Genomic DNA, 4,833 nt, shown 5'->3' on the forward strand with positions numbered 1-4,833 from the left:
CCGCCCCGCCGGCGGGGCCCGCGGCGCGCCTCCCGGCCCCGCCGAGGTGGCCTCTGCGGCGGGGAGCGGGTCGGGACCGGGGCCGGTCACGGGGTCACCGCGGCCAGCAGGGCCCGGGCGGCGGGGGCGTCGGAGGCGAGCGCGCGGACCCGGCCGGCGTCGTCCAGCAGCTCCATCCGCGCCAGCCAGGCCTCGAACTCCGGCGCCGGGCGCAGGCCGAGCACCTGCCGGGCGGTGAGGACGTCGGTGAACGACAGCGACTGGTAGTGCAGCATCACGTCGTCCGCCCCCGGGACGGCGATCACGAACGTGCAGCCCGCGGCGCCCAGCAGCAGGGTCAGGGTGTCGGTGTCGTCGCCGTCGACCTCGGCGTGGTTGGTGTAGCAGACGTCCACGCCCATGGGCACGCCGAGCAGCTTGCCGCAGAAGTGGTCCTCCAGCCCGGCGCGCAGCACCTGCTTGCCGTCGTAGAGGTACTCCGGGCCGATGAACCCGACGACGGTGTTGACCAGCAGCGGGTCGAAGTGCCGGGCCACCGCGTAGGCCCGCGCCTCGAGCGTCTGCTGGTCCACCGGCCGGCCGCCGACACCGAGGTGCGCGCCGGCCGACAGCGCCGAGCCCTGCCCGGTCTCGAAGTACGTGACGTTCTCCCCCACCGTGCCCCGGCGCAGCTCCAGCGCCCCGGCGCGGGCCTCGGCGAGGAGGTCGAGCGTCACGCCGAAGGACCGGTTGGCCGCCTGCGTGCCGGCCACCGACTGGAACACCAGGTCGACCGGCGCGCCGGCCTCCAGCGCGCGCAGGGTGGTGGTCACGTGCGCCAGCACGCAGGTCTGGGTGGGGATCTCGTAGCGGCGGACGACGGCGTCGAGCAGCTCCAGCAGCTCGACCGTGCGGGCCGGCGAGTCGGTGGCCGGGTTGATGCCGATGACGGCGTCGCCGCTGCCGTGCAGCAGGCCGTCCAGCACCGAGGCGGTGACGCCGAGCGGGTCGTCGGTGGGGTGGTTGGGCTGCAGGCGTGACGCCAGCCGCCCGGGCAGGCCGAGCGTGCTGCGCAGCCCGGTCACCACGCGGGCCCGCCGGCCGACGGAGACCAGGTCGGCGGTGCGCATGAGCTTGGACACCGCCGCGACCATCTCCGGGGTCAGCCCCGGCGCGAGCCCGCTGATCGCCGCCTCGTCCCCGGCCGCGGCCCAGGTCAGCAGCCGGTCGCGGAACCCGCCGACGGTCAGCGCGGCGACCGGGGCGAACGCGGCGCGGTCGTGGGTGTCGAGCACCAGCCGGGTGACGTCGTCCTCGTCGTAGCCGACCACCGGCTCCTCGAGGAAGGTCGTCAGCGGCAGATCGGCCAGCACCGCCTGCGCGGCCACCCGCTCGGCCGCGGACCCCGCCGCGCAGCCGGCGAGCACGTCACCGGAGCGTGCCGGCGTCGCCCTGGCCAGGACCTCCACGATGGTGGGGAACTCGTACGCGTGCCCGCCGACGGTCGCGCGGCGTACGGTCACGGCGCCTCCTCGTCCTGGACGAGCGGCCAGCGTGACCTCCCGGTACGCGCTGGTCAATCCGGACGGCGGCTCGGACACGCTCGCGTCATGCCCTGCGCCCCAGCCCATCGCGTACGACGTAAACTCCTCCGCGGTCCAAGGGTGGGCCACCCTCGCGCCGGCCGATACGGAGCAGCTCGACCGTGGTGGACACCCTCGGGGAGACGCCTGTCCCCGATGACACCGACCTCCTCGCCCTCCTCGCCGCCGCCGGCGACCTCAACGCCTTCCTCGGCGACCTCGTCCGCGTGGCGGCGCGGCAGACCCCCAGCGCCGAGGCCTGCGGCCTCACGCTGGCCCGCGCCTCCGGGGGTGTGACGGTCGCGGCGAGCGGAGAGCTCGCCGAGCGGGCCGATGCGCGGCAGTACCGGGTGGACGACGGCCCGTGCCTGCAGGCCATGCGCGACGGGGTGGTCATCCGGGTCGCCGACATGGCCGCCGAGGACCGCTGGGGCGGCTACCCCGACCTGGCGACCGAGGTGGGGGTCCGGTCCTCGCTGTCGCTGCCGCTGGTGGTCGCCGACCGCAGCCGGGGCGCGCTGAACTTCTACTCGACCCGGCCGGCGTCGTTCTCCGACGCCGACGAGGAGGTGGCCACCCGCTGGGCGGCCCGGGCCGCGGGCGCGCTGTCCGTGGCGCTGCGGATCGCCGACGGCGACGACCGCGCCGAGCAGCTCCTCGGCGGCCTGGACACCCGCACCACCATCGGCCAGGCGGTCGGCCTGGTCATGGCGCAGGAGCGGTGCCGCGCCGAGGAGGCGTTCCGGCTGCTCACGCTGGCCTCGCAACGGCGCAACGTGAAGCTGCGCGAGGTCGCCGCCGGCGTGGTGGAGGCCTTCGAGGCGGGTCTGCCGGAGGGCGGGCAGCGCCGCTGGTGAGGCCTCAGATCCCGCGCCAGCGCCCGTCGGTGGCGTTGGCGCGGGGCCGGGACTCGAACACGTTGCCCTCGGTCGGACCGCGCTCGTCGTCCGAGGCGAGGGCGAACACCCTGAGCAACGGGCCGACCAGGGCGTCGTAGACCGCGGGCAGCAGGCGGAAGCCGGCGACCACGACCGGGTTGGCGATGCCGGAGTGCACCAGCCGGCGCGGCCGCTCCAGCCGGGCGAGCACCGCGCGGGCGACCCGGTCGGCGGAGTAGACCGGTACCGGGGGGCGGCCGGTCCGACCCGCGTAGGTGGCGCCCTGGTAGTAGATCGGGGTGTTGACGCCCCCGGGCGCGACGGCCGAGACGTGCACGCCCGGAGCGTCCCGGACCTCCTGCTGCAGCGTGCGCACCAGCCCCAGCTGGCCCCACTTGGCCGCGACGTAGCTGCCCATCAGAGGCGCGGCCACCTCCGCCAGCAGCGAGCTGACCACCACCAGGTGCCCGGCCCCCTGCCGCCGGAACACCGGCAGCGCCGCCCGGGCCACGTTGGCGGTGCCGTGCAGCGCGGTGTCGACGACGGCCTCGTACACCGCCCGCGGCACGTCCTCCACCCGCCCGTACGCCATCACCTGCGCCGCGTGGACGACGACGTCGAGCCCGCCGAAGCGGGCGACCGCCGTGTCGACGGCGTTCCCGACCGCGTCGGCGTCGGTGACGTCGGCCGGGCAGACGAGGACCTCCCGCGCTCCGGCGTCCCGGGCCTCGCGGGCGGCGTCCTCGAGCGCCTCGCGGCCCCGGGCCAGGAGCAGCAGGGACCCGCCGCGGCGGGCCGCGCGCAGCGCGGTGGCGCGGCCGATGCCGCTCGAGGCGCCGGTGACGAGGAGGGACGGGGGCGCGGCGGGCTCCGCGGGACCGGTCATGTGTGGCGTCCTACCCGGCCGTGCCCGAGGCATTCGGCAGGTGACCGAGCAGCCAGCCGGGCCCCGTGGTGGCGGTGCCGGACGGCAGCCGGGCCCGCAGGCCGCGGTCGGCGGTGACGACCAGCAGCCGCCCGCTGCTCGCCGCGGCCTCGGCGGCCAGGGCGTCGTCCCCGCTGCCCGGTGCCCGGACCACCCGGATCCCCGCCGGCGCCGGGACGTCGCGGGCGGCACCCTCGACCACCGCGACCAGCGCGCTGATCCGCAGCGGCCCGCCGCCGGGCCCGGTCAGCTCGCGTCCGGGGAGGTCGGCCAGTCGCGCCAGCAGCCGCGTCGTCGCCCCGGCCCGGTCGCGCCACCAGCCGTCGGGCCGCGCACCGAGCACGTTGGCGACGTCGACCAGCAGGACCGTCACCCGCGCTCCCCCGTCCCTCGACGCCCCAGCCTGCCGCGCGCGGAGGAGGAGGGCACCTCGACCCGGTCCGGAAGCGGTTCCCCGCGCGCGCCGGTCGCTCCTACAGTCCCGGCATGTGCCGCAACATCCGCCCGCTGTCGAACTTCGCGCCCCCGGCGACGGAGGAGGAGGTCACGGCCGCGGCGCTGCAGTACGTGCGCAAGATCAGCGGGACGACGAAGCCCGCACGGGTGAACGCCGAGGCCTTCGACCGGGCCGTCGCCGAGGTCGCTGCCGCCTCGGCCCGGTTGCTGGACGCCCTGGTCACCACCGCTGCACCCAAGGACCGCGAGGTCGAGGCGGCCAAGGCCCGCGCCCGCTCGGCGGCGCGCTATGCCCGCTGACCCCGGGCCCGCTGATCCCGGGGCCCGCTGAACCGGCGCGACCTCGCCGGTTGCACGCAACGGGCATGGGGCGGGTGGCCGCCGGGTAGCCGGGGAGCTCCCCTCCCCTGATCCTGGAGTCCTCCATGGCCCGCAACACCCTCTCGCGTTCCCTGCACACGACCTCGGCCTGGCCGCCTGGTTCGGCGGCACCCTGGCCAACGCCGTCGCCCTCAACCCGGCGTCCGGCGAGGCGGGCGGCGGAAGCACCGGCGCCGTCGCCAACGAGGGGTGGAACCGCTGGACGCCGGTGAACGCCGCCGCGATCGGCGCGCACCTGATCGGCAGCATCGGCCAGCTGGGGAGCAACAGCGGCCGGGTCGCCCAGCAGAAGGGGGTGGCCGGGATGTCGGTGCTCAAGACCGCGCTCACCGCGGCCGCACTCGGCGTGACCGCCTACAGCCGGGGGCTGGGCAAGATCGTCGACCGCGGCGGCGCCGTCCCCGCGAGGTCGGGCACCAAGCCCAGCCGCCGCACGCGCGGCGACGTGGCCGCCGCCCAGGAGCAGCTCGACCGCCTGCAGTGGGTCGTCCCCGCCCTCACCGGCGCGCTGGTGGTCGTCAGCTCCTACGCCGGCGAGCAGCAGCGGCCCTCCGAGGTGCTGCGCGGGACCGCCGGCCGCTGACCGCGCTGCCCCGAGCGGAGTGCCGCAGCGCAGGTTTCCTGCGCTGCG

The 4,833-nt window shown here is 76.8% G+C and carries 6 protein-coding genes; 3 read left to right on the forward strand and 3 right to left on the reverse strand.

Annotated elements, in window-relative coordinates; translation table 11 throughout:
• Positions 1-86: 86 nt before the first annotated feature.
• Complete coding sequence (locus ACK586_RS12200; protein ID WP_409330752.1) at positions 87-1,502, reverse strand: ethanolamine ammonia-lyase subunit EutB; 1,416 nt, start codon at positions 1,500-1,502, stop codon at positions 87-89.
• Positions 1,503-1,684: 182 nt separating this feature from the next.
• On the opposite strand from ACK586_RS12200, the gene ACK586_RS12205 reads away from it, so the two are divergent.
• The gene (locus ACK586_RS12205) at positions 1,685-2,419 is read left to right on the forward strand and encodes a GAF and ANTAR domain-containing protein (RefSeq protein ID WP_409330753.1); all 735 of its coding nucleotides are present in this window, start codon (positions 1,685-1,687) and stop codon (positions 2,417-2,419) included.
• Between the two features lie 4 nt (positions 2,420-2,423).
• On the opposite strand, the gene ACK586_RS12210 is transcribed toward ACK586_RS12205, so the two are convergent.
• A complete protein-coding gene (locus ACK586_RS12210; RefSeq protein ID WP_409330754.1) occupies positions 2,424-3,326 on the reverse strand; it encodes an SDR family NAD(P)-dependent oxidoreductase in 903 nt (300 codons plus the stop codon).
• A 10-nt stretch (positions 3,327-3,336) separates the two neighbouring features.
• Positions 3,337-3,738, reverse strand: a complete 402-nt coding sequence (locus tag ACK586_RS12215) for a hypothetical protein (RefSeq protein WP_409330755.1) — start codon at positions 3,736-3,738, stop codon at positions 3,337-3,339.
• 113 nt (positions 3,739-3,851) lie between these two features.
• Between ACK586_RS12215 and ACK586_RS12220 the strand changes: the two genes are divergently transcribed.
• Both ACK586_RS12220 and ACK586_RS12225 read left to right on the forward strand, forming a co-directional pair.
• Entirely contained in the window at positions 3,852-4,121 is a 270-nt protein-coding gene (locus ACK586_RS12220; RefSeq protein WP_409330756.1) for a DUF2277 domain-containing protein, read from the forward strand.
• Between the two features lie 289 nt (positions 4,122-4,410).
• A complete protein-coding gene (locus tag ACK586_RS12225) occupies positions 4,411-4,785 on the forward strand; it encodes a hypothetical protein (protein ID WP_409330757.1) in 375 nt (124 codons plus the stop codon).
• Positions 4,786-4,833: the final 48 nt, after the last annotated feature.

The sequence above is a fragment of the Trujillonella humicola genome (assembly GCF_046233715.1).
Lineage (GTDB): Bacteria > Actinomycetota > Actinomycetes > Mycobacteriales > Geodermatophilaceae > Trujillonella > Trujillonella humicola.

Coding starts and splice junctions, on each gene's coding strand:
- ACK586_RS12210 (WP_409330754.1), bottom strand. CDS start 3,326: ATGACCGGTCCCGCGGAGCCCGCCGCGCCCCCGTCCCTCCTCGTCACC.
- ACK586_RS12220 (WP_409330756.1), top strand. CDS start 3,852: ATGTGCCGCAACATCCGCCCGCTGTCGAACTTCGCGCCCCCGGCGACG.